Annotated in this window: 24 protein-coding genes, 1 pseudogene and 1 riboswitch; of the genes and pseudogenes, 13 read left to right on the top strand and 12 right to left on the bottom strand. The window is 73.0% G+C overall.

All coding sequences use genetic code 11. The features are described from left to right. Positions 1-87: 87 nt before the first annotated feature. Positions 88-717: pseudogene (locus ACFWIA_RS20790) on the top strand (endonuclease/exonuclease/phosphatase family protein); the annotation flags it as partial. Positions 718-763: 46 nt separating this feature from the next. Here ACFWIA_RS20790 and ACFWIA_RS20795 read toward each other — a convergent pair. The 3 genes from ACFWIA_RS20795 to ACFWIA_RS20805 form a co-directional block, all read right to left on the bottom strand. Continuing rightward, on the bottom strand, positions 764-1,954 hold the full coding sequence (locus ACFWIA_RS20795) for an MFS transporter (protein WP_387007232.1): 1,191 nt from the start codon (positions 1,952-1,954) through the stop codon (positions 764-766). A gap of 108 nt (positions 1,955-2,062) precedes the next feature. Then, the gene (locus tag ACFWIA_RS20800; RefSeq protein WP_387007233.1) at positions 2,063-2,692 is read right to left on the bottom strand and encodes a hypothetical protein; all 630 of its coding nucleotides are present in this window, start codon (positions 2,690-2,692) and stop codon (positions 2,063-2,065) included. Further along, the gene (locus ACFWIA_RS20805) at positions 2,685-3,464 is read right to left on the bottom strand and encodes an alpha/beta hydrolase (protein WP_387007235.1); all 780 of its coding nucleotides are present in this window, start codon (positions 3,462-3,464) and stop codon (positions 2,685-2,687) included. The genes ACFWIA_RS20800 and ACFWIA_RS20805 overlap by 8 nt, the downstream gene beginning before the upstream one ends. A 176-nt stretch (positions 3,465-3,640) precedes the next feature. Here ACFWIA_RS20805 and ACFWIA_RS20810 point away from each other — a divergent pair, with 176 nt between their 5' ends. From ACFWIA_RS20810 to ACFWIA_RS20825, 4 genes are all read left to right on the top strand, one after another. Then, positions 3,641-4,423 (top strand): lysophospholipid acyltransferase family protein, encoded by a 783-nt coding sequence (locus ACFWIA_RS20810; RefSeq protein ID WP_387007325.1) that lies wholly within the window; start codon positions 3,641-3,643, stop codon positions 4,421-4,423. A gap of 147 nt (positions 4,424-4,570) precedes the next feature. Continuing rightward, the gene (gene macS, locus ACFWIA_RS20815; protein ID WP_387007327.1) at positions 4,571-5,788 is read left to right on the top strand and encodes a MacS family sensor histidine kinase; all 1,218 of its coding nucleotides are present in this window, start codon (positions 4,571-4,573) and stop codon (positions 5,786-5,788) included. After that, positions 5,785-6,468, top strand: coding sequence for a response regulator (locus ACFWIA_RS20820; protein ID WP_387007236.1), 684 nt, complete (start codon positions 5,785-5,787; stop codon positions 6,466-6,468). The genes macS and ACFWIA_RS20820 overlap by 4 nt, the downstream gene beginning before the upstream one ends. 119 nt (positions 6,469-6,587) lie before the next feature. Next, complete coding sequence (locus ACFWIA_RS20825) at positions 6,588-7,592, top strand: 2-hydroxyacid dehydrogenase (protein ID WP_387007238.1); 1,005 nt, start codon at positions 6,588-6,590, stop codon at positions 7,590-7,592. Here the strand turns inward: ACFWIA_RS20825 and ACFWIA_RS20830 are convergent. Together ACFWIA_RS20830 and ACFWIA_RS20835 are read right to left on the bottom strand one after the other, a co-directional pair. Continuing rightward, the gene (locus ACFWIA_RS20830) at positions 7,535-9,448 is read right to left on the bottom strand and encodes an anthranilate synthase family protein (RefSeq protein ID WP_387007240.1); all 1,914 of its coding nucleotides are present in this window, start codon (positions 9,446-9,448) and stop codon (positions 7,535-7,537) included. The genes ACFWIA_RS20825 and ACFWIA_RS20830 overlap by 58 nt on opposite strands. A 128-nt stretch (positions 9,449-9,576) precedes the next feature. Next, positions 9,577-9,729: a trp operon leader peptide gene (locus tag ACFWIA_RS20835; protein WP_387007242.1), complete on the bottom strand. Its 153-nt coding sequence runs from the start codon at positions 9,727-9,729 to the stop codon at positions 9,577-9,579. A 68-nt stretch (positions 9,730-9,797) separates the two neighbouring features. Between ACFWIA_RS20835 and ACFWIA_RS20840 the strand changes: the two genes are divergently transcribed. Both ACFWIA_RS20840 and ACFWIA_RS20845 read left to right on the top strand, forming a co-directional pair. Then, positions 9,798-11,153, top strand: a complete 1,356-nt coding sequence (locus tag ACFWIA_RS20840; protein WP_385485639.1) for a class II 3-deoxy-7-phosphoheptulonate synthase — start codon at positions 9,798-9,800, stop codon at positions 11,151-11,153. A 204-nt stretch (positions 11,154-11,357) separates the two neighbouring features. Then, entirely contained in the window at positions 11,358-11,618 is a 261-nt protein-coding gene (locus tag ACFWIA_RS20845) for a bacterioferritin-associated ferredoxin (protein WP_387007243.1), read from the top strand. Between the two features lie 95 nt (positions 11,619-11,713). On the opposite strand, the gene bfr is transcribed toward ACFWIA_RS20845, so the two are convergent. After that, positions 11,714-12,193: a bacterioferritin gene (bfr, locus tag ACFWIA_RS20850; RefSeq protein ID WP_387007245.1), complete on the bottom strand. Its 480-nt coding sequence runs from the start codon at positions 12,191-12,193 to the stop codon at positions 11,714-11,716. 152 nt (positions 12,194-12,345) lie between these two features. Here bfr and ACFWIA_RS20855 point away from each other — a divergent pair, with 152 nt between their 5' ends. Then, positions 12,346-12,978, top strand: coding sequence for a sulfite oxidase-like oxidoreductase (locus ACFWIA_RS20855; RefSeq protein WP_387007247.1), 633 nt, complete (start codon positions 12,346-12,348; stop codon positions 12,976-12,978). Between the two features lie 115 nt (positions 12,979-13,093). Here the strand turns inward: ACFWIA_RS20855 and ACFWIA_RS20860 are convergent, their stop codons facing one another. The 6 genes from ACFWIA_RS20860 to thiO all read right to left on the bottom strand — a co-directional run bounded on the left by ACFWIA_RS20860 (position 13,094) and on the right by thiO (position 18,811). Further along, positions 13,094-13,612, bottom strand: coding sequence for a DUF4396 domain-containing protein (locus ACFWIA_RS20860; RefSeq protein ID WP_387007249.1), 519 nt, complete (start codon positions 13,610-13,612; stop codon positions 13,094-13,096). Positions 13,613-13,659: 47 nt separating this feature from the next. Then, positions 13,660-14,547 carry a deoxyribonuclease IV gene (locus ACFWIA_RS20865; RefSeq protein ID WP_387007251.1) on the bottom strand — a complete coding sequence of 296 codons (888 nt, stop codon included), beginning with the start codon at positions 14,545-14,547 and terminating at the stop codon, positions 13,660-13,662. 58 nt (positions 14,548-14,605) lie between these two features. Beyond that, positions 14,606-16,546, bottom strand: coding sequence for a Stk1 family PASTA domain-containing Ser/Thr kinase (pknB, locus tag ACFWIA_RS20870; RefSeq protein ID WP_387007252.1), 1,941 nt, complete (start codon positions 16,544-16,546; stop codon positions 14,606-14,608). Between the two features lie 81 nt (positions 16,547-16,627). Beyond that, a complete protein-coding gene (locus ACFWIA_RS20875; RefSeq protein WP_387007253.1) occupies positions 16,628-17,422 on the bottom strand; it encodes a thiazole synthase in 795 nt (264 codons plus the stop codon). Position 17,423: 1 nt separating this feature from the next. Further along, positions 17,424-17,657 (bottom strand): sulfur carrier protein ThiS, encoded by a 234-nt coding sequence (thiS, locus tag ACFWIA_RS20880; RefSeq protein ID WP_387007254.1) that lies wholly within the window; start codon positions 17,655-17,657, stop codon positions 17,424-17,426. Continuing rightward, a complete protein-coding gene (gene thiO / locus ACFWIA_RS20885; RefSeq protein ID WP_387007255.1) occupies positions 17,654-18,811 on the bottom strand; it encodes a glycine oxidase ThiO in 1,158 nt (385 codons plus the stop codon). Before thiO ends, thiS begins: the two co-directional genes overlap by 4 nt. Further along, a riboswitch (TPP riboswitch) is annotated at positions 18,808-18,921 on the bottom strand. It overlaps the preceding gene by 4 nt. Positions 18,922-18,969: 48 nt before the next feature. Between thiO and ACFWIA_RS20890 the strand changes: the two genes are divergently transcribed. From ACFWIA_RS20890 to metF, 5 genes are all read left to right on the top strand, one after another. Next, on the top strand, positions 18,970-19,365 hold the full coding sequence (locus ACFWIA_RS20890) for a hypothetical protein (protein WP_387007256.1): 396 nt from the start codon (positions 18,970-18,972) through the stop codon (positions 19,363-19,365). Positions 19,366-19,633: 268 nt separating this feature from the next. Then, entirely contained in the window at positions 19,634-20,797 is a 1,164-nt protein-coding gene (locus ACFWIA_RS20895) for an NAD(P)/FAD-dependent oxidoreductase (protein ID WP_387007329.1), read from the top strand. 91 nt (positions 20,798-20,888) lie between these two features. Beyond that, complete coding sequence (locus ACFWIA_RS20900) at positions 20,889-21,254, top strand: Rv2175c family DNA-binding protein (RefSeq protein WP_387007258.1); 366 nt, start codon at positions 20,889-20,891, stop codon at positions 21,252-21,254. 272 nt (positions 21,255-21,526) lie between these two features. Continuing rightward, positions 21,527-22,177, top strand: a complete 651-nt coding sequence (gene thiE, locus ACFWIA_RS20905) for a thiamine phosphate synthase (RefSeq protein ID WP_387007260.1) — start codon at positions 21,527-21,529, stop codon at positions 22,175-22,177. Between the two features lie 128 nt (positions 22,178-22,305). After that, positions 22,306-23,226 (top strand): methylenetetrahydrofolate reductase [NAD(P)H], encoded by a 921-nt coding sequence (gene metF / locus ACFWIA_RS20910; protein ID WP_387007262.1) that lies wholly within the window; start codon positions 22,306-22,308, stop codon positions 23,224-23,226. Positions 23,227-23,255: the final 29 nt, after the last annotated feature.

Consider the following 23,255-nt stretch of genomic DNA (forward strand, 5'->3'; position numbering starts at 1 on the left):
TTTTTTTTTTTTATCCCCAGCTCTCATCTGGGGTGGGGTTGGGGGGGCCCCCCGGGGGGGGGGGGGGGGGGGTGCCGCCCCCCCCGCGCCCCCGACGTGGTCCTCGTCCAGGAGGCCCCGCGGTTCTTCCGCTGGCGCAAGAAGCTGGCCCGACTCGCCGCGGCGAGCGGCCTGTACGTGCTGTCCGGCGGAGCGACCGCCGCCGGTCCCGCCCTGCTCTGCTCGCTGGGGGCCACCGTGGAGCGCACCGAGGACACCCTCCTCCCGCTGACCCCCGGCCTGCACCGCCGCGGGTTCGCCACCGCGGTCCTCCGGTTCGGCGCCGCCCGGGTCGGCGTGCTCAGCTGCCACCTCTCGCTCCAGAAGGACGAGCGCCTCGCCCAGTCGGGCCTGCTGCTCGACCGGCTCGGGGAGCTCGGCACCCCGCACGCCATCGCCGGTGGTGACATCAACGAACGCCCCGACGGCCCCGCCTTCCGCCGACTCGCGGACTCGCTCCAGGACGGTTGGGCCACCCGACCCCTGGGGAACGAGTACACCTCGCCGGCCGAGGCCCCGCGCCAGCGGATCGACGCGGTCTTCGCGACGCACGGCATCGACGTGCTCGGCTGCGGCGTCCCCGAGAACCTGCCGGACGTCACGACCGCGGACCTGAGGGCGGCCACCGACCACCTGCCCGTCCTGGCCACCCTCCGGATTCCCCCCGAGCCCCGCTGACCGGCGCGGCCCGGTCCAGCCCGGTTCGCGGTGGCCCACCGCGGGCTCAGGCGTCCGCGGGCACCGGGCGGCGCAGCAGATAGACGCCCGCGGTCACGACCAGGACGGTCATGCAGGCGATGAACACCAGCCCCGCGCTCTCCAGCCCGATCGGCCCGGTCAGCAGCCCGACCCCGATCACCGGCACCGAGATGCCCGCGTACGCCACCACGAACAGGGTCGAGATCACCGCCGCCCGCTGGTCCGCCGGGGACGCCGCCGCCACCGCGGCCATCGCGCCGCGGAACGCCAAGCCCTGCCCGCAGCCCCCGACGAGCGCACTCAGCACCACCAGCGCCAACAGGTCCCAGTGCAGCGCCCCCGCGAGCAGCGCCAGCCCGGCCAGCAGCGCCGCACAGCCCAGCGGCAGGGACCTCCCCACCCCGACCCGGCCGACCGCCAGCTGCCCGGCGGTGGAGGCGAAGAAGGCCAGCGCGACGACCAGACCGCTGACGGCGTGGTCGTCGACGTCCAGGGACTGCGCGAGGAACGCGGGGCTGACCGAGGTGAACACCCCGAACAGCGCGAACCCCACGAAGGAGGCGATCGCCGCGGGCCCGAACACCGTCCGCACCTGCACGGGCAGCCCCGGCCGTCGTGGCCGTACGGCGCTCAGCGGCCGTCGTTCGCCCACCGTTTCGGGCAGGCCCAGCAGGACCAGGGCCGCGCCCGCCACCAGGGCCAGGTGCACGGCGAACGGCAGGTACAGCGGCCAGGGGGCGTACTCGGCCAGCAGCCCGGCGAGCAGCGGGCCGCAGCCCAGGCCGCCCATGTTGGCGGCCGTCGCCACGAAGGTGGCCCGGGCGGCGCCGCCGGGCGGTGCCAGCTCCATCACGTACGCCGTGGCGGCCCCGGTGAACAGCCCGGCGGACAGGCCCGACAGCAACCGTCCCGCGTACAGCCAGCCCAGCCCGGTGGCGCACAGGAAGCAGACCGCGCTCAGCGCGGCGCAGCCCAGCCCCCACGCCAGCACCTTGCGCCGGCCCACCGCGTCCGAGACGTTGCCCGTCAGCAGCAGCACGCCGATGACCCCGAAGGCGTACACGGCGTACACCACGGTCACCGTCAGCTCGGAGAACCCGAACTTCTCCTGGTACAGGGGGTACAAGGGGGTCGGCAGGGTGGTGCCGGCCATGCACACCGCGAACACCGCCCCGCTGAGCGAGCACGCGCGCCATCCCCGGCGGTCACCGTCCACGCCGCCGACCGTAACCCCGCACCCCGCCCGGGCCCGTACCGGCGCGCCCTCCGCACCACAGTTCCCGGCCGGTTCGGGTGGCGGCGGGGTCCCTTCGCGCGCGGGGCACTAGACGACCGCGCCGCGACCGGGGTCGTCGTCCTCCTCCTCGTCGCTGCGCATCCGCCCCACCAGCGTGGCGAACCCGCCGAGGAACCCGCCGACGCCGAGCAGGGTCAGCCACCAGGTCATCTGCCAGCCGAACAGCACCGCCAGCAACAGCAGCAGCGGGCCGCCCAGCACCCCGAGCCAGCCGAACTTGGCGGTGGCGTCGGCGGCGGGCAGCGGCGGCGGCTCCGGCGGCACGAAGTGCCCCTCGTCGTCGCCGTCGAAGTCCTCTTCGGACGCCTCCTGCGGGCTGTAGTCCCGTGGCCCGGCGACCCCGGGCGCGAAGGCGACGGAGCTGCCCAGCGGCTTGCTCGGCCCGTCGGCCGCGTCCTCGCCGGTCGCGTCCTCGTCGCTCGGGGGCGCGCTGGACGGCCCGTCGCCCGTCCTGTTCGGCTCGGCCTCCAACAGGGCCAGGTCCTCCACCGACTTGAACGGCTTCGCCCCGGGCGGGTCGACCGGCTCGTCCCCGTAACCGGCCACGATCGCCTCCCACGCCGCCGTCTCGTCCAGGGGCACGGCCTCACCCGCCGCCTGTTCCGCCGCGGCGCGGTCGTCGGGCTCGCGGCCCTCCTCACGGTCGTGCTCAGCCACCGGTGGCCGTCCCTTCCTCGCCGACACTGGGTGCGATCCGATCGATGAACGCGTGACTCTCCGCGAAGATCCGGTCCGCGTCGTAGTCCAACGTCGCGACGTGGTAGCTCTGTTCCAACAGGATCTCCGTGACGTCCGTGGAGGACACCCGGCTCAGGACCCGGCGCGAGTCCGAGGGCGGCACCACGTGGTCCTCCGGGCTGTGCAGCAACAGCAGCGGCTGGGTCACCTGCGGCAGCTCCCCGTCCACGAGCCGGAAGAACCGTCCCAGCGAGTACGCCGCGTGCAGGGGCACCCGGTCGTAGCCGATCTCGACCGGACCGTCCTTGGCGATGTCCCCGACCAGGCCCTTCGTCGAGGGCACCAGGTGCCGGACCACCGGCAGCACCCTGGCCCCCGCGCCGTGCACGGCGATCGCCGGGTTGACCACGACGATCCCGCTGATCGTGTCGCCGTGCTGGGCGGCGAGGCGCAGGGTCAGCGCCCCGCCCATGGACAGCCCGAAGACGAACACCCGGGCGCACCGGTCGCTGAGGACGCGCAGCTCCCGGTCCACCTCCGCGTACCAGTCCTGCCAACCGGTGGGCCGCATGTCCTCCCAGCGGGTGCCGTGCCCCGGGAGCAGCGGCAGCGACACGGTCAGCCCGCGGGCGGCCAGGAAGTCCGCCCAGGGGCGTAGGGACTGGGGGGAACCGGTGAATCCGTGACAGAGGAGGACACCGATGTCACCGCCTTCGTGGCGGAACGGCTCGGCACCGGGGAGGACCGTCACGTTCGGTCTCCTGTTCGTGTGGGAGGGGGCGGGGGGAACCGGGGCGCCCCGGGGCGGGGGAACGAGAGGGGGCACTTCACGGTACGCGACCGCCCTGACACCGACCAGGGCCATCGGACCGGTTCGGGGTGGACCGGGTTATGGTCTGTTCGACAGAAATAGGAGGCAGTCGGTTGATCTACGGCGCGATGAAGTTTTCCATCGGAGGGCCACTGAAGCTCGCCTTCAGGCCCTGGGTGGAGGGCATCGAGCACATTCCCGCCGAGGGTCCCGCCATCCTCGCGAGCAATCACCTCTCGTTCTCGGACTCGTTCTTCCTCCCCGCGGTCCTCGACCGCAAGGTCACCTTCATCGCGAAGGCGGAGTACTTCACCACCCCGGGCGTCAAGGGCCGGATGACGGCGGCGTTCTTCAAGGGCGTCGGCCAGCTCCCGGTGGACCGCTCGGGAGTGCGCGGCGCGGGCGAGGCGGCGATCCGCAGCGGCATCGAGGTGCTGGAGCGGGGCGAGCTGTTCGGCATCTACCCGGAGGGCACCCGTTCGCCGGACGGTCGCCTCTACCGGGGCAAGCCGGGCGGCCTGGCCCGGGTGGCACTGGCCACCGGCGCGCCCGTGATCCCGGTCGCGATGATCGACACCGAGAAGATCCAGCCGCCCGGCAAGGTGCTGCCCAAGCTGATGCGCCCGGGCATCCGGATCGGCAAGCCCCTCGACTTCACCCGCTACCAGGGCATGGACCACGACCGGTTCGTGCTGCGCGCGGTGACCGACGAGGTCATGTACGAGATCATGAAGCTCTCCGGTCAGGAGTACGTCGACATCTACGCGACCGCCGCCAAGCGGCAGATCGCCGATGCCGCGAAGGCCGAGCGGGAGGCGGCGAAGGCCGAGAAGGCAGCCGCCCAGCGGCCCGCCGGTCGCGCGGGCCAGGAACACCACCAGGAGCCGTCCGGCTCCTGAGCGACGGGCCCGGGCGCCGGGCGGTCGGACGGTCGGGGCCGTGCGGGCCGCCGGCCGGAGCGACACGGAACCGGTACCGACCGCGGTGCCGGGGGGAACACTGGGGGAGCGGTGGGCGGGACGGTCAAACGCTGGCGCGTGACACGCATGTCGGTCGAACAACCGCTGTGGCGTGCCCTCACCGGCTACCGCGTGCTCACCGCGCTGTACGCGATCGGCGTGTTCGTGTCGATGTACGACACCTTCGCCCGGCCGTGGGTCGCCATCGCGTACTACGTCGTGCTGGTGGTGTGGACCGCCGCGACCCTCGACAAGGTCTCCGGGGCGGCCCGCTGCACCCGGCGGTTCCTGTTCGTGGACCTGACCATCGCCCTCACCGGCATCCTGCTCACCCCGCTGGCCGCCTCGCCCGACCGCATCGTCGAGGGTTCGCCGACCCTGCCGTCGATATGGACCGCGGGCGCCGTGCTCGCCTTCGCGCTCAAGGGGGGCTGGCGCTGGGCCGCCGTCGCCTCCGCGCTGGTCGGCGTCGCGAACATCGTCCAGCGGGGTGCCGTCAGCCGGGACACCGTCCACAACGTGCTGTTGGTGTGGGTCGCCTCCATCGCCATCGGGTACGTCGTGGAGGTCGCCCGGGCCTCGGAGGCGACGCTCGCCCGGGCCCTGGAGATCGAAGCGGCCACCCGGGAGCGCGAACGCCTCGCCCGGGACATCCACGACGGCGTCCTCCAGGTCCTCGCGATGGTGCAGCGCCGCGGCAACGCCCTGGGCGGGGAGGCCGCCGAGCTGGGCCGGATGGCGGGGGAGCAGGAGGTCGCGCTGCGGACCCTGGTCTCCGAGGGACTGCCCTCACGTGCCTCGGGGGACGCGGCGGACGGCGCCTTCGTACGGGCCGTCGACGACCCCGGCGATCCCGCGGACCCTCCCGGCCCTGCTGCTCCCGATGACGAAGGACCGCACGACCTGCGGCACCTGCTCAGCGGACACGCGAGCGCCCTGGTGACCCTCTCGGACCCCGGTGCGCCGGTGCTCCTCCCGCCGGCGACGGCACGGGAGTTGGCCGCCGCCGTGGGCGCCGCGATGGACAACGTGCGGCGGCACGCGGGCGAGGGGGCACGGGCCTGGATCCTGGTCGAGGACGAACCGGACGCGGTGGTCGTGACGGTCCGTGACGACGGCCCCGGCATCCCCGAGGGCAGACTGGAGCGGGCCGAGGGCGAAGGGCGCCTCGGCGTGGCCCAGTCGATCCGCGGACGGCTGCGGGACCTCGGCGGTACGACCGAGCTGTACTCCGTACCGGGCCAGGGCACGGAAGTGGAACTGAGGGTGCCGCGCGGCGGCGCCCAGGGGAGGGCGGCACGATGACGCAGGACACGACCGGCAGACCGGTGACGATCAAGGTCATGGTCGTGGACGACCATCCGATGTGGCGGGACGCCGTCGCCCGGGACCTCGCCGGGGCCGGCTTCGAGGTGGTCGCCACCGCCGGCGACGGCGAGCAGGCGGTCCGTCGGGCCCGGGCCACCGCGCCCGACGTGGTCGTCCTCGACCTCAACCTGCCCGCCAAGCCGGGGGTCCAGGTCTGCAAGGAGGTCGTCGCCGCCAACCCCGCGCTCCGGGTGCTGGTGCTGTCGGCGAGCGGTGAGCACGCGGACGTCCTGGAAGCGGTGAAGTCCGGTGCGACCGGTTACCTCCTCAAGTCGGCGTCCACCGAGGAACTGATCGACGCGGTCCGCCGCACCGCCGACGGCGACGCGGTGTTCACCCCCGGGCTCGCCGGTCTCGTCCTCGGCGAGTACCGGCGGCTGGCCGCCGAGCCCCCGTCCACCGCCTCCGACGAGCCGGGCGCGCCCCGGCTGACCGACCGGGAGACGGAGGTGCTGCGGCTGGTCGCCAAGGGACTCAGCTACAAGCAGATAGCCGAACGCCTGGTCATCTCGCACCGGACGGTCCAGAACCACGTGCAGAACACCCTCGGCAAGCTCCAGCTCCACAACCGGGTGGAACTCGTCCGCTACGCGATCGAGCGCGGACTCGACGACTGACCGCCGGCGACCGCCCCCCGGGTGGGTCTCCACCGGGGGGCGGCCACCGGGCCCCGCCCGGTGGCCCCGCGTATATTCCGAACCGGCACCCGATCGCCCCGCACCGTGGAGGGACCCTCGTGGAGATCCTCGCCTTCGGCGTACAAGCCGACGAGAAGCCCCTGATCGAAGCCGCCTTCGAGGCCCCGCACGAGGCCCGCTGCCTGGACGTCTTCCTCAACGAGGACACCGCCCCGATCGCGGCCGGCTACGAGGTCGTCTCCACCAGCGTCAACGCGGACCTGGGGCACCGGGTGCTCCAGACGCTCGCCGCCGGCGGCACCCAGATGATCGCCCAGCGCTCCACCGGCTTCAACAACATCGACCTCGACGTCGCGGAACGCCTCGGCATGACCGTGGCGCGGGTCTCGTACTACTCCCCGTACGCGGTCGCCGAGTTCGCCTGGACCCTCGCCATGGCGGTCAACCGCCGCATCGTCCGGGCGAGCAACCGCACCCGCGACTTCGACTTCCGTCTCGACGGGCTGATGGGCCGCGACCTGCACGGCCGGACCGCCGGGGTGATCGGCACCGGCAAGATCGGCGAGGCGTTCGCCCGGATCGCCCACGGCTTCGGGATGCGGCTGCTCGGCTGGGACGTCGCCGAGAACCCGGCCTGCGCCGCCCTCGGCATGGAGTACGTCGACAAGGACCGGCTGTTCGCCGAGGCGGACCTGATCAGCCTGCACGTCCCGCTCCTCGCGAACACCCAGCACCTGATCGACGCGTCGGCGCTGCGGACGATGAAGGACGACGCGATCCTCGTCAACTCCAGCCGGGGCGGCCTGATCGACACGAAGGCCCTGGTGGAGGAGTTGCGGGCGGGCCGGTTCACCGGTGTCGGCCTGGACGTGTACGAGGCGGAGGCGGGCCTGTTCTTCCTCGACAAGTCCCTGGAAGCCGTCCCGGACGACGTCCTGGCCCGCCTCGTCACGTTCCCGAACGTGGTGGTGACCTCCCACCAGGCGTACTACACGGTGGACGCGGTGACCCAGATCGTGGACACCACCGTCTCCAACGTGCTCGACTACCTCGCCGGCCGCTGCAGCGGGAACGTCCTGGTCCCGGCGTCGCCCAGCAGCTGACCGGCCAACTCCCGCACGATCGCCGCCCCGCGCAGCGTCAGCACCGACTCGGGGTGGAACTGGACGCCCGCGAACCCGGGCCCGCGCAGTGCGTGCACCTCGCCCCGCGCGTCCCGGCTGACCTCCACCCCGTGCGCGGCCAGCTCCAGGGCGGCGTCCGCGTCGCAGCGGGCGACGAAGCTGTTGTAGAAGCCGACGGTCTCGGTCCGCCCGAACAGGTCGACCGCCGTCTGCGCCCCCTGGTACGGGACCTCCTTGCGGACGATGCCGAGCCCCAGCTCCGCCGCGATCAGCTCGTGCCCCAGACACACCCCGAGCACCCCGTACGGGTGGCAGCGGATCAGCTCGGCGGCCAGCTCCCGCAGGAACCGCATCTTCGGGTCCGCCGGGTCCGAGGGGTCGCCCGGCCCGGGGCCCAGCACCACGGGACCCGGATGGGCGAGCACCGCGGCGCGCAGCCCCGGTTCGTCGTAGCGGCGGACCGTGACCTCCAGCCCCGCGGACCGCAGCAGGTGCGCCAGCATCGCGGTGAACGTGTCCTCGCCGTCCACCACCAGGGCGTGCCCCTCCAGCACGTCGGAGCGCTCCTGCATCCGCAGCCAGAACGGCGCCAGTGCGGCCCGCCGCCCGGCGAGCGCCTCCCGTACCCGGGGGTCGTCCGCCAGCGCGCCCCGCACCGTGCCGGAGCGCGCGGGGCCCGGCCGCACCCCGAGGGCGGTGAGCACCCCGGCGGCCTTGGCATGGGTCTCCGCGACCTCGCCCCGCGGGTCCGAACCGCGCACCAGCGTCGCCCCGACCGGGACCTTGAGCGTTCCGTCGGCGCCGATGTCCGCGGTCCTGATGAGGATCGGCGAGTCCAGGGTCTGGGCGCCCCCCGGGTCCCGTCCGACCAGGGCCAGGGCCCCCGCGTAGTACCCCCGGCCGCCGCCGTCCGGCCCCGCCGGCTCGTACCGCTCGATCACCCGGCACGCGTTCTGCACCGGCGATCCGGTCACCGTCGCCGCGAACATCGTCTCCCGCAGCACCTCGCGGACCCCGAGCGAGGACCGGCCGCGCAGCTCGTACTCGGTGTGCGCCAGGTGGGACATCTCCCGCAGCCGCGGCCCCACCACCACACCGCCGCGGTCGCCGACCGTGCACATCATCTTGAGTTCCTCGTCCACCACCATCGACAGCTCCTCGATCTCCTTGCCGTCGGCGAGGAAGTCGAGCAGCCCCTCGGGGGTGGGCCCCTCGGCGGGGTAGCGGTACGTCCCGCTGATCGGGTTCATCACGACCGTGCCGCCGTTCATCCGCACGTGCACCTCGGGGCTGGCCCCGACCAGCGTGCGCTCACCGGTGTGCACCACGAACGTCCAGTACGCGCCCTCCTCCCCGACCAGCAGCCGCCGGAACAGGGCCAGCGCCCCGGCCCGTCCGAAGCCGGGGACCCGACCGGTGTAGGTGCGCCGGATGACGAAGTTGGCGCCCGAGCCCCGGCCGATCTCGTCGCGCAGCACCCGCTCCACGATGCCCGCGTACTCCTCGTCGCCGACGTCGAAGCCGCCGTCCAGGACCCGCACCGGCTCCCCGGCCAGCGCGGCCAGCGCGGTGAGCGCCTCGGCGAGGGGCACCTCGTACGACTCCTCGGGGACCAGCACCGCGAGCGGGGTGCCGTCGTCGCGCACGTCGAAGCCGCGTTCGCGGATCTGGCGGAACGGGACGAGGGCCAGCCCGTCCGGGATGTCGGCGAGCCGCTCGTGGTGGACGACCGGGCCGATCAGCACCTCGACGGTGTCGTGGTCGCGGCCCGGGGTGCGGCGGCGCAGCAGCGCGAACGGGGGGGAGTGGGGGTCGAGCAGACGGTTGAGGTCCACGGGTGATCGGTTCCTTCCCTGGCGGGCGCCGGCCGGGCGGTGCCCGGTGGCGGAGCGGAGGGAACGGCCCCGGAAAAGCAGGAAGGCCGCCCCTCGGGCGGCCTTCGCGTGATCTCGGGTACGCGCAGTCAGTGGGCCGCCGGATGAGCGGTCCACCACCAGCTACGGGTCGAGTGCACGAACATGCCGGGCACCCTACCCGATGCGCCGGTGCCCCCGCACGCGATCCTCCCCGCCGGGTTCCGCCCCGCCCGCGCTCCGGCGGCGCATCCCGCGCTCATTTGCGATGTGCGTCTCAAAAGATGAGCGGACGGATGGACACCCCCGGTCACCCCGTAATGTGGTGGAGGTGACCGTGAACGCTGAATCCCAGTCCGTCGACGCCGGGCCCACCTGGCGCGACCTGCCCGCGGCGCAGCAGCCCGAGTACCCGGATGCCGAGGCTCTGCGCGATGTGATCGCCGACCTCGAAAGCTATCCGCCACTGGTCTTCGCCGGTGAGTGCGACCAACTGCGCGCCCGGTTGGCCGCGGTCGCCAAGGGCGAGGCGTTCCTGCTCCAGGGCGGGGACTGCGCCGAGTCGTTCGACGCGGTCGGCGCCGACCAGATCCGGGCCAAGCTGAAGACCCTGCTCCAGATGGGCGCCGTCCTCACCTACGCCGCCTCGGTGCCGGTGGTGAAGGTCGGCCGGATCGCGGGCCAGTACTCCAAGCCGCGCTCCAAGCCCACCGAGACCCGCGACGGCGTGACCCTGCCGACGTACCGCGGCGACTCGGTGAACGGTTTCGCCTTCACCGAGGAGGAGCGGGTCCCGGACCCGCAGCGCCTCAAGCGGATGTACCACGCGTCGGCCTCCACGCTGAACCTCGTGCGCGCCTTCACCACCGGTGGTTACGCGGACCTGCGCCAGGTGCACGCCTGGAACCAGGACTTCGTGAAGTCCTCGCCGTCCGGTCAGCGCTACGAGCAGCTGGCGCGGGAGATCGACAACGCGCTGAACTTCATGCGGGCCTGCGGCACGGACCCCGAGGAGTTCAAGACGGTCGAGTTCTTCGCCTCCCACGAGGCGCTGCTCCTCGACTACGAGGGCGCCCTCACCCGGGTGGACTCCCGGACCGGACGGCTGTACGACACGTCCGGCCACATGGTGTGGATCGGTGAGCGCACCCGGCAGCTCGACGGCGCGCACATCGAGTTCGCGTCGAAGATCCGCAACCCGATCGGCATCAAGCTGGGCCCGACGACGACCGTCGACGAGGCGCTGACCTACATCGACCGCCTGGACCCCGACCGCGAGCCCGGCCGGCTCACGTTCATCGTCCGGATGGGTGCCGACAAGGTCCGCGACAAGCTGCCGAACCTGGTCGAGAAGGTCACCGCCTCCGGTGCCACCGTCGCCTGGGTCACCGACCCGATGCACGGCAACACCTTCGAGGCCGCCTCCGGTCACAAGACCCGTCGCTTCGACGACGTCCTGGACGAGGTCAAGGGCTTCTTCGAGGTCCACAAGGGCCTGGGCACCCACCCGGGCGGCATCCACGTGGAGCTGACCGGTGACGACGTCACCGAGTGCGTGGGCGGCGGCGACGAGATCTTCGTCGACGACCTCCACCAGCGCTACGAGACGGCCTGCGACCCGCGGCTCAACCGCAGCCAGTCGCTGGACCTGGCCTTCCTGGTGGCGGAGATGTACCGGGACCAGTAGGCCCGTGGCAGTGGGAGTCGGGTGATCTTGCCCGGATGTGTACCGATGGGGCGTGGATGCTGTGATCCGCGCCCCATCGGCACGTCCGGGACTTTTCCGCCACCCTCGGGGCGGGTAAGGTTAGGCAAGCCTCACCGAAATCTCGGGACGGCACCAGCGATCGGCTCGCGCCGGTCCCGAGCGATTCACCGGGGAGGTGACCGCGTGTACGTGTGCAGCTGCTTCGGTGTCACCGAAGCCCAGGTGCGTCAGCACGCGGCGGACGGAGCCTGCACCCCGCGCCAGATCGCCTCCGCGTCCAAAGCGGGCACGGACTGCGGTTCCTGCGTCCGGAGCATCCAGGCGCTGCTCGGCCGGGGCACGTGCCCCCGTCGGGCGCTGGTGGAGCAGGGTGAGCCCGCTCTCGCGAAGATCGGAGTCCCGCGTTCCGGCGGGCGTGTCGCAGGACTCGAAGAAGCCGCCTGACCGTTTCTCCACGTCGCTGGCGGGTCGTGGACGGCCCCGGGGCGGCCGGGGGAGGGGTCTCGGACGGTCGTCGGGCGGCCGTGACCCCGTCGAGGTCAGCTGCTCGGCTGCTCGATCTGCTGGGCCAGGTACAGCGACTCGCCGAGCTTCTCGATCAGCTCCAGCTGGGTGTCCAGGTAGTCGATGTGGTGCTCTTCGTCCTGGAGGATGTCCTCGAAGAGGCGTGCCGAGGTGACGTCGCCCTTGGCGCGCATCACGTCGATGCCGCGCTTCAGCCGGTCGATGGCCTCCACCTCGACCTGTCGGTCGGCCTGGAACATCTCCGTCACCGTCTGACCGACCCGGACGTGGAACAGCCGCTGGTAGTTCGGCAGGGCGTCCAGGAAGAGGATGCGCTCGGTGAGCCGGTCCGCGTGCTTCATCTCGTCGATGGACTCGGACCGCGTGTAGTTCGCCAGCTTGGTCCAGCCGTTGTTGTCCTGGATGCGGTAGTGCAACCAGTACTGGTTGATCGCGGTCAGCTCACCCGTGAGCTGTTCGTTCAGGAACTCGATGACCTCGGGGTCGCCCTGCATCGCAGAGGCTCCTTCCAGGTGGGGACCGGTTCGGTGGCCGCATCCTCGCACCGTGATTCCGAAGCCGTCCAGTAAGTGCCTCCTTAGTAGGAGTTGCCCCCACCGGGCCTGACCTGGTCATGAACACCTACCCGGTCTGTCAGGATGGAGTCATGGGTCAACCGGTCGGTAGCGAATCTCCACAGGCGGCGCAGCCGCAGCTACCGCCGGGGCAGCGACTCCAACGCGGATGGCCCGTCACGCACTACGGTCCGGTGCCCAGATTCCGCCCGGAGCGCTGGGAGTTCAGGGTCTTCGGCGCGACCGCCGACGGCGACAAACGGTGCTGGAACCACGAGCAGTTCTCGGCGCTGCCGTACACCACGGTCGTGGCCGATCTGCACTGCGTCACCAAGTTCAGCATGCTCGGTGCCGAGTGGGGCGGGGTACCGGCCCGGACGGTCCTGGACCTCGCGCCACCCGCCTCGAACGTCACCCATGTGATGGTCTGGGCGGAGTACGGCTTCAGCTCCAACATGCGGCTGTCCGACTTCGACGTCGAGGACGCGATCTTCGCCACGCACAAGGACGGTGAGCCGCTCACCGCGGAACACGGGTTCCCGCTGCGCCTCGTGGTGCCCCATCTGTACGCCTGGAAGGGCCCCAAATGGGTGCGGGGCGTCGAGTACATGACTGCGGACCGACGGGGCTTCTGGGAAGAACGCGGTTACCACAACGTGGGTGACCCCTGGCGGGAACAGCGCTACTCGTACCAGGAGGAGCCCGGCGAGGGCCCCGAGCTCTGATCCACGGCCCGCGGACCCCTTCGACGCCCGGCTACCCCGAAACCGCCGACGCGCCCCGCACCGGCGTGTCCGGGCGCCGGTCCTGGCAAGGTGGTCGGCGGTGTCGCGGCGGCGTTCAGTGGTAGGCGTGCAGCACGGCGTGGCCCTTGCCCTTGGCGATCAGCCACTTGTTCACCGGGGTGGTGATCAGGAAGGCGACCGCGAAGGCGATGGCAAGCGCGTACCAGAACAGCGCGTCGGACAGTTCGGCGTGCAGGGCGCCCGGCCAGAGGGCCAGCACGCTGTTGTCGGTGATCTCCATGACGGTGATCGAGAGGGTGTCGGCGGCCAGGGCGACCTTGACGGCGGCCCGGAAGGCCAGCCCGGCCCGGAGGACCGTGATCATGGTGAACGCGTAGCCGAAGACGAAGGCGAGGAAGATCGCCAGCGCCATGGTCGGCACGTTGTGCCAGCCGAGCGCGGTGCCGATCGCCATGCCCAGCACCTCGCCGACGGCGCAGCCGATCAGGCAGTGCAGCGTCGCCCTGGCGGCCATGGCCCAACTGACCTCGCCACCGTCGTGCCCGTGGCCGCCTCCCTGCCCGTGCCCGTGCCCGTGCCTGTCCTGCCTGCCGTCCTGCCTGCCGTGCTGCATGGGTGCCCCACTTCCGGCCGGTGCGTCCCGTGGTCGATGAGGACGTTCTACCCCTGGGGGGTGGGCAGACCGTCCCTGATCTTCTGGAGGAGCGCCACGTCACCCGCATGCCCGCTCTTGCCGCCGGGAGTCTCGATGACCAGGGGCACGCCCTCGGTCGCCGGATGCGCCAACAGGGCACGGAAGGGATCCTCACCGATGTGGCCGGCCCCGATGTTGGCGTGCCGGTCCTTGCGGGCACCGGCGCCCTCCTGGGAGTCGTTGGCGTGGATCAGTTTCAGCCGTCCCGCGCCGACCGTCGCCACCAACGCGTCGAGGGTCCGGTCCGTGCCGCCAGGAGCGGCCAGGTCGTGGCCGGCCGCGAAGACATGACACGTATCGAGACAGATCCCCAGCATCGGATGGGAGTCCAGCGCCTCGAAGTACGGTCCGAAGTCCTCCGCCCGGGAACACAGCGAGGACCCCTGCCCGGCCGTCGACTCCAACAGCAGGAACGGGTCGTCCTCGTGCGTCAACTCGTCCAACAGCGGCAACATCCGCTCGCGCACCTGCGCCAGGGCCACCGCACGCTCCCGGCCGCCGGTCGCCGACCCCGTGTGCACCACCACCCCCAGCGCCCCGATCGCCCGGGCCCGGCGCAGCGAGTGCCGCAGCGACTCGACCGAGCGGTCGACGGTCGCCTCCGTGTGCGAGCCGAAGTTGATCAGGTAGGGGGCGTGCACGTACGCGGGTACGCCCTCGGCGGCGCAGACCGCGCGGAACTCCTCGTCCTGCCGCGGGTTGCCGGGCGGGGTGGCCCAACCGCGCGGATTGGCGACGAAGACCTGAACGGTTTCGGCGCCCATCTCACGGGCGTACGCGAGACCGGTGGAGGCGAGGCCCCCGGCGACCGGGACGTGGCCGCCGACGGGGTTGCGGAGGTGGGTGACTGTCACCCCGCCAGGGTGGCACGCGCGGACCGGGCTCCCGTACCCGCACCGGGGTGCGCGGGACTCAGCCGATGCGGAGGGTGATCTCCGAGCCCTCGGGGGCCTCCTCGCCGGCGGCCACCGACTGCTCGTCCACCGTGTCCCCGAACAGCCCGAGGATGCCCCGGTCCACCTTCACCGCGAACCCGGCCGCCTCCAGGGTCTGCCGCGCGTCGTCCACGCCGTCCCCGACCACGTCCGGCACCTCGATCATCTCCGGCCCCTCGGACAGCGTCAGCGTGACGGTGTCGCCCTCGGCGACCTCGGACCGCGCCCGGGGGAACTGTTGCGCCACCTCGCCCGCCGGCACCTTCGCGGTGACCCGCTCCGGCGCGATCTCCGACTTCAGCCCCAGCTCCGCCAACGCCTCCTGCGCCTCCTCGAGCCCCTTCCCTTCGAGCTCGGGCACCGCCACCGGGGCGCCCCTGCTCAGGGTGATCGCGACGGCCGAACCCGCCCGGCGCTCCGTACCCGCAGCGGGGTCGGTGCTGATCACCTCGCCCCGCGGGACGGTGGTGTCGAAGGCGTCGGTGACCATCCCCGGCTCCAGCCCGGCGGCCGTGATCTCCTTGCGCGCCACGGCCAGCGTGCGGTCCGTCACATCGGGCACCCGCACGGTCTGCGGCCCCAGCGACACCGTCAGACCGACGCTGCCGTTGCCGCGGATGCGGGACCCGACGGTCGGGTCGGTGGCGATCACCGTGCCGCGGCGGTTGGTGTCGCTGTACTCCCGCCGGACGTCCCCGACGTCCAGCCCCGCGTCGGTGAGCCGCTCCCGGGCGTCCGCCTCGGTCTGGGTGAGCAGCGCGGGGACCTTCGTGAACTGTCCCGAGTTGATGTACCAGACGCCGATCCCGGCCAGCAGGACCAGCAGCAGGGCCCCGAGCCCGGCCACCGCCCGGCGCGGCGGCCGACCGGTGCGCAGGCCGCCGAACCGGGACCGCACGGGTACGGGACTCCCCAGCAGCGCGGTGCGCTGGACGTCGTCGGGGACGGCGATGTCGTCGTTCACCGGCAGCGGGCGGGGTATGCCGAGCGCCCGGGGGATGACACTGGTCCGGTCCTCGGCGCCGTCGTGCGCCGCCTCGTCGGCCCCCGGCGGGACCGCGTCGAGCTGCGCCTCGGTGAGGGCGGCCCGGGTCGACCTGAGCGCCGCGAGCAGCGCCACCGCGTCGCGCGGGCGCAGCCGGGGGTCGCGGGCCGTCGCCGCGGCGACCAGTTCGTCCAGCTCCACGGCCGTCCCGGGGACCGTCGCCGAAGGGGCCGGCACGTCCTCGTTGACGTGCCGGTAGAGGACCTGCGCCGTGGTGTCGCCGGTGTGGGGCTTGCCGCCGGTCAGCATCTCGTAGAGCACGATGCCGCAGGCGTACACGTCCACCCGGGTGTCCGCCGCACCGTCCTCGATCTGCTCCGGCGCGAGGTACGCCGCCGTCCCGAGCACCGGACCGGTCGAACCGGTCCGGGAGTCCACCGAGCGGACCAGACCGAAGTCGGCCACCTTGACCCGGCCGTCATCGCCGATCAGGACGTTCTCCGGCTTCATGTCCCGGTGGACCAGACCCGCCCGGTGCGCCGCGCCGAGGGCGGCGAGCACCGACTCCAGGACGTCCAGGGCGGCCCGCGGGCACAGCGCGACCCGCTCCCGCAGCACGTCCCGCAGCGTGCAGCCGGGCACGTACTCCATCGCGAGGTACACGTAGGCGCCCTGGGCGCCCTGGTCGAAGACGCCGACCACGTTCGGGTGCGAGAGCCGGGCCACCGACTTCGCCTCGCGGATGAACCGCTCCACGAAGCCCGCGTCCACCGCGAGGGCGGGGTGCATCACCTTGAGGGCGACCACCCGGTCCAGCCGGGTGTCCAGGGCGCGGTACACCGTGGCCATGCCGCCGGTGGCGATCCTCGCGTCCACCCGGTAGCGGGCGTCCAGCACGTGCCCGAGCAGCGGGTCCTGAAGCGAAGTGTCCACGGAGGCAGTCTAAGAGCCGGCGCAGTGGGGGCGTGCCGACCCGGGGGCGCGCCCCCGGGCGGTCCGTTCCCCCTTGCGGGGTCAGAACGCGGGGCGCTCCGGGTCCAGCCGGGCCTGCCCCGCGGCGGGCGAACTGGCCTGCGCGAAGAAGCGCCGCGGGATGCGCCCGGCGCGGTGGGCGAGGCGCCCGGCCGCCACGGCGTGCCGCACGGCCTCGGCCATCAGCACCGGCACCCGGGCCCGGGTCACCGCTGAGGCGAGCATCACCCCCGCACAGCCCAGCTCCATGGCCAGCGCCACGTCCGAGGCGGTTCCGGCCCCCGCGTCCAGGATGACCGGGACCCCCGCCCGCTCCACGATCAACTCGAAGTTGTGCGGATTGCGGATGCCCAGCCCGGAGCCGATGGGCGAGCCCAGCGGCATCACCGCCGCGCACCCCACGTCCTCCAGCTTGCGCGCCAGGACGGGATCGTCATTGGTGTACGGCAGGACGGTGAAACCGTCGTCGACGAGGATCTCGGCGGCGTCCAGCAACTCGACGGGATCGGGCAGCAGGGTCCGCTCGTCGGCGATGACCTCCAGCTTGACCAGGTCGGTGCCGAGCGCCTCCCGGGCCAGCCGCGCGGTGAGCACCGCCTCCCCGGCGGTGAAGCAGCCCGCGGTGTTGGGCAGCACCCGGATGCCGAGCCGGTCCAGCACGGACAGCACCGAGCCGGCGGTCGTCGGGTCGACCCGTCGCATCGCGACGGTGGTCAGCTCGGTGCCGGAGGCCACCAGCGAGCGTTCCAGCACGTCGAGGCTGGGGGCGCCGCCGGTGCCCATGATCAGCCGGGAGCCGTAGCTCCGGCCGCCGAGGACGAAGGGGTCGTCGGCCACGTCAGCCTCCCTGGACCGCGGTGAGGACCTCGACGCGGTCGCCGTCCGCGAGCACGACCCGCGGCCAGCCCGTGCGCGGGACGACCGTCTCGTTGAGGGCGGCGGCCACTCCGCCGGGCGCGGTGGTGAGCGAGGCGACCAGGTCGCCGAGGGTCGTCCCGGGGGTGACGTCCCGGTGCTCGCCGTTGAGGGTGACGCTCAGGGTCGTGGACCCGGGGGCGGGTGACGCGCTCATGCGGGCTGCTCCTGGGGGAGGCGGGCGAACCGGAGGGGGGTGAAGGGGCGTGCGGCGTCCGGCAGTGCACCGTGCACCAGGGCGTGGGCCAGGACGTCCCCGGTGACGGGGGTGAGCAGCACGCCGTTGCGGTGGTGGCCGGTGGCCAGCAGCAGCCCGTCCAAGGCGGTGGGGCCGAGCAGGGGAGCGTTGTCGGGCGAGCCGGGCCGTAGCCCCGCACGGGTCTCGACGAGCGGCAGTTCGGTGATGCCGGGGACCAGCTCGTGGGCGTCCCGCAGCAGTTCGTACACGCCGCCCGCGGTGACGGTGGTGTCCCAGCCCAGTTCCTCGCTGGTGGCTCCGAGGACCAGCTCACCGTCCTCGCGCGGCACCAGGTACACCTGCCCGCCGCGCACCACCGCCCGCACGGTCCGACTCAGGAACGGGCCGAAGCCGGGCGGCACCCTCAGCCGCAGGATCTGCCCCTTGACGGGCCGTACCGGTGGCACGACCTCGTCGGGGACCCCCGCGAGTCGTCCGCTGCGGCTGCCCGCGGCGAGGACGACCTGCCCGGCCGCCAGCTCGGTGCCGTCGGCGAGCAGGGCGCCCGCGGCCCGCTCCCGGCGGACGACCAGGTGTTCGGCCCGCTGCCGGTGGAAGACCACACCGGCCGACGCACAGGCGGTGACCAGGGCCGCGGCCAGCCGCCGCGGGTCGATCTGGTGGTCGTCGTCCACCCGCAGCCCGCCGCGCACGCCCGGCGCCAGCATCGGTTCGAGCCGCCGGCACTCCCGACCGTTGAGCCACTGGGGCGTCAGTCCCGCCGCGGTCTGCACGGCGTGCAACTCCCGCAGCTGGGACCGGTCGTCGGCGTCGAGGGCGACGGCGAGGGTGCCGCAGCGCCGGTAGCCGAGGTCCGCCCCGGTGACTTCGGACAGTTCGGCGACGAACGCCGGATAGGCCCGGGCCGAGGCGGTGTTGAGGGCGAGGAGCTGCTCCTCGCCGGGGTGCAGTTCGGTGACCGCGGCGAGCATCCCGGCCGCCACCTGCGCGGCGCCGCCGCCCGGCGCGGGGTCCACCAGCGCGGTGCTCAGACCGCGCCCGGCGGCCCGCCAGGCCGTCACCAGACCGATGATCCCGCCGCCCACCACCAGGACGTCCGCTGAACGAGACATGGGTGCTCCGCTCCTCCCTTCGCCGGCATGACCCGGATCAGGTTCGTACGGTCGGAGGCCGGTCAGCCTCCCTCTCAGCCCGGTGCGTCCGGGCTCCCGCGAGTTACGTTGGCCACCCTAACCCGATGCCCCGCACCCCAGTAAGGGAGTCGTGTCCCGTGCCCGACCAGCCGCACCGCCCCGACGCACCGGCCGCGCCCTCGCTCGACGGACGGGTCCTGGTACCCGTGGCCGACCAGGCGCCCGGCCAGGTCGGCACCCGCACCCGCTTCGCCTACCACGAGCGCGACGGCGTGGTCTGGGCCGACTACGCGGGCGGCGAGGTGGTCCGCGGCCACCTCGTCGGCACCCGCACCGGGGACCGGCTGGACTTCCGGTACGTCCAACTGCGCAGCGACGGGACGACCGCATCCGGACACTGCGCGTCCCGGGTGGTCGCCCTGCCGGACGGGCGGGTGCGGCTGTGGGAGACCTGGGAGTGGGAGTCCCACGAGGGGCGGGGAACGAGCGTGGTGGAGGAGACACCGCCCGAGCCGGGACCGACCGCCGACTGAGCCGGCGTCCGGGTGTCTAGGGTGACGACCGGGGACAGCCGGATGCCGGCCGACGGCCCCACGACCCAACGAGGCGGACGAGGGCGACATGCCAGACGAGACAGCCGAGACAGCCGAAACGTACGAGGCACCCGGGGCGACCGAAACGACTGGGACGACCGGGACGACCGGGGCCACGGAGACGGGCGCGGCGGGCAGGACGGCCGCGACGGCCGAACCGGGCAGTACGGCGGAGCGGCCACCGGGCGTCGTCATCGCGGGCGCGGGCATGGCCGGGGTGCAGACCGCGGTCGCCCTGCGCGAACAGGGCTTCGCCGGACCGGTCGTCCTGATCGGAGCCGAACCCCACCAGCCCTACGACCGGCCGCCGTTGTCCAAGGCCGTGCTCCTGGGCAAGGCCGAGGACTCCGCCTTCGACGTGGACTTCGGGGCGCTCGGCATCGACCTGCGGCTCGGCCTGGAGGTCACCGGCGTCCGCCCCGACGACCACGCACTCGACACCGAGGCCGGACCCGTCCCGTACGACACGCTGGTCATCGCGACCGGCGCCGAACCGATCCGGTTGCCGGGCGCGGACGGCGTCCCCGGAGTGCACCTGCTGCGCACCCTGGACGACGCCGAGCGGCTGCGCCCGGTGCTCGCCGACCAGCACGACGTCGTGGTGGTCGGCGCCGGCTGGATCGGCGCCGAGTTCGCGACGGCCGCCCGTGAGGCGGGCTGCGCGGTGACCGTGGTGGAGGCCGCCGACCGGCCGCTCGCCGGCGCCCTGCCCGCCGAGGTCGCCGCCCCCATGGCCGACTGGTACGCGGAGGCCGGGGCCACCCTGCGCACCCGGGCGCGCGTGGTCCGCGTCCAGCCGGGCGAAGTGGTCCTGGACGACGGCGGCGTGCTGCCCGCCGGCGCGGTGGTGGTGGGCATCGGCGCCCGCCCCGCCACCGACTGGCTCGCCGGCTCCGGGATCGCACTCGGCGCGCACCGGGAAGTACTTGCCGACGACCACCTGCGGACCTCGGTGCCCGACGTCTACGCGGTCGGCGACTGCGCCTCCTTCCCCTCCGCCCGGTACGGCGAACGCCTGCTGGTGCACCACTGGGACAACGCGCTCCAGGGCCCGCGCACGGTCGCCGCCGGCATCGTCGGCGAGGTGCCCGCCGTGTACGACCCGGTGCCGTACTTCTGGTCCGAGCAGTTCGGGCGCTTCGTCCAGTACGCGGGCCACCACGAAGGCGCCGACGCGGTGGTGTGGCGCGGGGAGCCCTCGGGCGCCGCCTGGTCGGTGTGCTGGCTGCGCGGCGGGCGGCTGGTGGCGCTGCTGGCCGTGGGGCGCCCCCGGGACCTGGCCCAGGGACGCAAGCTGATCGAGTCCGGCGCGGTGCTCGACACCGGGCTGCTGGTGGACCCGGCGCGCCCCCTGAAGTCGGCCGTCCGCTGACCCTCCGGGGCGGGCCGCCGGTGGGGCCGACCGGCCCCACCGGCAGCGGGCCGCTTTTCCGATGTCAGAAGGAAGTGGCAGGCTGGGGTACGTGACCGAGATTGACGCAAAGATTGATGCTCTCGTCCCCGCCTGGCTGACCCTCCCGGACATCGCCGAGCGGCTCGGCGTGGAGGTGACCCGTGTTCGGCAGCTCGTCAAGGAGGGCCAGCTGATCGCGGTGCGCCGCGGCGAGAACAGGGCCCTGCACGTACCCGCGGCCTTCATCGACGACGACAAGGTCGTCAAGGGCCTGAGCGGCACCTTGACGCTCCTGCGGGACGACGGCTTCACGGACGAAGAGACGCTCGAATGGCTCTTCACCCCCGACCCCAGCCTGCCGGGCACGCCCGCCCAGGCCCTGAGTGAGAACCGCGGTACGGAGGTGAAGCGCCGCGCGCAGGCGCTCGCCGTCTGAGCCGCGCACCCGCCGCCGTCTGAGCGGCCGACGCCGTCGGTGCGCGGACCCGAGGTGGTCCGCGCACCGTGTTCACCTGCGCGGTACGCCGCGCTCCCTCCGTACGCCCACCTGCGGTGCGCTGTTCGGTGGGGGTGCGCGGTGGCTTCGCGCAGTTCCCCGCGCCCCTGCTCGGGCGCGTCCTGCTCGGCGTGCGCTGTCCTGCGCGGACCCTGGGACGGCACTGACAGCCCACGCACCACCGCACCGTCCACGGGGGGATCCAGTACGCCATGCCCGAATCCACGCGCCGCGCCCGGCTCGCCGACGCGCGCCTCTACCTCTGCACGGACGCCCGCACCCGCCAGGGCGACCTCCCGGAGTTCCTCGACCGCGTCCTCACGTCCGGAGTGGACATCGTGCAACTGCGCGACAAGGGCATGGAGGCCGCCGAGGAACTGGACCACCTGCGGGTGTTCGCCGACGCCTGCCGGCGGCACGGCAAGCTGCTCGCGGTGAACGACCGGGCGGACGTCGCCCACGCCGTCGGCGCCGACGTGCTCCACCTGGGCCAGGGCGACCTGCCCGTCCCCGCCGCCCGGGCGATCCTCGGCGAGGACGTCCTGATCGGTCGCTCCACCCACGCCGACGAGGAGGCGGAGGCAGCGGCCCGGCAGCCGGGCGCCGACTACTTCTGCACGGGCCCGGTGTGGCCCACCCCCACCAAGCCGGGACGGCACGCCCCCGGCCTGGCCCTGGTCCGCCACACCGCCGGGCTGCGCCCCGAGCGGCCCTGGTTCGCCATCGGCGGCATCGACCTCGGCAACCTCGACCAGGTCATCGAGGCCGGGGCCCGCCGGGTGGTGGTCGTCCGGGCCGTCACCGAGGCCACCGACCCGGGCACGGCTGCCGCCGAGTTCGCCCGCCGACTGCGGAACCCGTAGGCCCCGGTCCCCCGCTGCGCCCACTCTGAGGACGGACAGTGTCCGAGGGGTGGACACCGCGGGGGTCTTTCGTCTGATTTATCCCTCGCCCGGTTGGGGGACGGCCCCGGCGTGGCTAACCTGCCCGTATGGCCCTTGGGACAGCTTCCACCAGGACGGATCGCGCGCGTACGGTCCGTGACATGCTCGCATCGGGTAAAACGACGTACTCGTTCGAGTTCTGGGCACCGAAAACCCCGAAGGGCGAGCGGAACCTCTGGAACGCGCTACGGCGCGTCGAGGCCGTCGCGCCGAGCTTCGTGTCGGTGACCTACGGTGCCGGCGGCTCCACCCGCGCGGGCACGGTCCGGGCCACCGAGCAGATCGCCTCCGACTCCACCCTGACCCCCGTCGCCCACCTCACGGCGGTGGACCACTCCATCGCGGAGCTGCGCAACATCATCGGTCAGTACGCCGACGCCGGCATCCGCAACATGCTCGCCGTCCGCGGCGACCCGCCCGGCGACCCCATGGGCGCCTGGGTGCCGCACCCCCAGGGCCTCACCTACGCGGCCGAACTCGTGCGACTCATCAAGGAGTCGGGGGACTTCTGCGTCGGCGTCGCCGCCTTCCCGGAGATGCACCCGCGCTCCCCCGACTGGGACGAGGACATCCGGCACTTCGTCGACAAGTGCCGGGCGGGCGCCGACTACGCCATCACCCAGATGTTCTTCGACCCCGAGTCCTACCTGCGGTTGCGCGACCGGGTGGTCGCGGCCGGGTGTAGCACGCCCGTCATTCCCGAGGTCATGCCGGTCACCAACGTCAAACAGCTCGAACGGCTGTCCCAGCTCAGCAACGCCGCCTTCCCGGCCGAGCTGAAAGACCGCATCCTCGCGGCACGGGACGATCCCGCCGCTGTACGCTCCATGGGAATCGCGTTCGCGACCGAGTTCTGTGCGCGGCTGCTGGACGAGGGCGTTCCCGGGCTGCACTTCATCACGCTCAACAACTCGACCGCGACGCTGGAAATCTACGAGAATCTGGGGCTGCACCACACGCAGGTCTAGATCGGTCGTGCGCGGTGGGGCGCCGACCG

Origin of the sequence: Streptomyces sp. NPDC127068 (genome assembly GCF_042724695.1) — a bacterium.
In the GTDB taxonomy this organism is placed as follows: domain Bacteria; phylum Actinomycetota; class Actinomycetes; order Streptomycetales; family Streptomycetaceae; genus Streptomyces.

Bases quoted from the DNA above. Each gene is read 5' to 3' on its own strand.
- macS (WP_387007327.1), top strand. From the start codon at position 4,571: ATGTCGGTCGAACAACCGCTGTGGCGTGCCCTCACCGGCTACCGCGTG.
- ACFWIA_RS20820 (WP_387007236.1), top strand. From the start codon at position 5,785: ATGACGCAGGACACGACCGGCAGACCGGTGACGATCAAGGTCATGGTC.
- ACFWIA_RS20835 (WP_387007242.1), bottom strand. From the start codon at position 9,729: ATGAGCGCGGGATGCGCCGCCGGAGCGCGGGCGGGGCGGAACCCGGCG.
- bfr (WP_387007245.1), bottom strand. From the start codon at position 12,193: ATGCAGGGCGACCCCGAGGTCATCGAGTTCCTGAACGAACAGCTCACG.
- ACFWIA_RS20855 (WP_387007247.1), top strand. From the start codon at position 12,346: ATGGGTCAACCGGTCGGTAGCGAATCTCCACAGGCGGCGCAGCCGCAG.
- ACFWIA_RS20860 (WP_387007249.1), bottom strand. From the start codon at position 13,612: ATGCAGCACGGCAGGCAGGACGGCAGGCAGGACAGGCACGGGCACGGG.
- thiS (WP_387007254.1), bottom strand. From the start codon at position 17,657: ATGAGCGCGTCACCCGCCCCCGGGTCCACGACCCTGAGCGTCACCCTC.
- thiO (WP_387007255.1), bottom strand. From the start codon at position 18,811: ATGTCTCGTTCAGCGGACGTCCTGGTGGTGGGCGGCGGGATCATCGGT.
- ACFWIA_RS20895 (WP_387007329.1), top strand. From the start codon at position 19,634: ATGGCCGGGGTGCAGACCGCGGTCGCCCTGCGCGAACAGGGCTTCGCC.
- thiE (WP_387007260.1), top strand. From the start codon at position 21,527: ATGCCCGAATCCACGCGCCGCGCCCGGCTCGCCGACGCGCGCCTCTAC.
- metF (WP_387007262.1), top strand. From the start codon at position 22,306: ATGGCCCTTGGGACAGCTTCCACCAGGACGGATCGCGCGCGTACGGTC.